At 43.0% G+C, this 1,291-nt stretch carries 1 protein-coding gene; it reads right to left on the bottom strand.

The features are described 5' to 3' along the window. Nucleotides 1–33: 33 nt before the first annotated feature. A protein-coding gene (locus R7Z47_RS24005; protein ID WP_102949810.1) for an IS3 family transposase occupies nucleotides 34–1,238 on the bottom strand; the annotation gives its coding sequence in 2 pieces (ribosomal slippage) (nucleotides 34–887 and nucleotides 887–1,238; 1,206 coding nt in all). Between the last annotated feature and the right edge of the window lie 53 nt (nucleotides 1,239–1,291).

The following is a 1,291-nucleotide window of genomic DNA, read 5'->3' as shown; positions in this document are numbered from 1 at the left end:
TGACCCGTCCTGATATGGGTTGACACTTTTTAACTAAAACGCTCGATGTACTTCATCGGGCGTTTTGTATTTTAAAGCCGTATGAGGCCTCATTTGATTATAGATATCTACGGACTCTGCTACCATCGTCCTTGCTTCTTTCAGATCTTTCGGTTTCTTCAGCAAGAGCTCCATTTTGAGTATCCCATTTACACGCTCAGCTAAAGCATTCTGATAACAGTCATACCCGTCAGTCATTGAGCAAGTCACTCTATGTTTCTTATGGATATCTTGATATTCCTTCGAACAGTATTGTGAGCCTCTATCTGAGTGGTGTATTAGCTTTTCTTCACTCTGCCGTTGCCTGAGAGCTGAGATAAATGCCCGCTTAACTGATTGAGTTTTCATGTTGTCATCCACATAAAAACCAACAATCTTCCTTGAATAAGCGTCTGTAACCAAGCTGAGATAACTCTCTCCATTTTGAGTCGGCAAGTAAGTAATATCAGCAACCCATAGTTGTTCTGGCTTCGTTGGTGTCAGCCCATCTTTCACTTTGTTTGGGTGACAGAAAAATCGATGACGGCTGTCAGTCGTTCGGTGATAGGCTCGTCTTGCTCTCACTAACAGCCGATGCTTTCTGAGAAGTTCAAAGAGCTTATCGCGACCTATTTGAATGCCCTTTGTTGCTGCTAAGAACTTCAGTTTACGCGTGCCAATGCGTGGCTGCTTCAGCCTGACTTCACGGACAAAGCCAATGACAGTATGCTCATGATGTTCACAACGAGATTGAGTTTGGCATTGCTTATAATAAGCTTGGCGAGAGATTTGTACTAACTGACAAAACTTCGTAACGCTCAAACCTACTATGGTTTTCTCTTGGACAACGCTTCTTTGTGCTTTTTTGTCACTCTAACACCATAGTCACGTTCCATAACGTTCACGACAGCTTCAAAGAAGTCGGCTTTGAGTTGAGCATCTTCGAGCTGCTTTTCAAGCTCTTTAATACGTTGCTCTGGTGTAGGAGGTGAATTGAACTCGGTCATAGAGTCTCCTTTGGACATAAAGTTAGGTGTCCCTTTAGACCAATCTAGTCGACCATGCTTACGAAGCCAAACCAAAACCGTAGAGCAACCTTGGATGCCATACTTCTCTTGGGCTTGTTTGTAAGTGAGGCTTCCTTTTTCAACCTCATCAACTACAGTGAGTTTAAAAGCGAGGGAGTAATCGCGCTGAGTTCTTTTAGTGGTTGATTTCATAACACTCTCCAATTTTTGGGGTGGAAAGTGTCAACCTTATTTAGGACGGCATA

This window comes from Vibrio sp. 1641, assembly GCF_033339995.1.
GTDB classification, from domain to species: Bacteria; Pseudomonadota; Gammaproteobacteria; order Enterobacterales; family Vibrionaceae; genus Vibrio; species Vibrio alginolyticus.
This window is presented reverse-complemented; position numbering and strand designations above follow the sequence as displayed.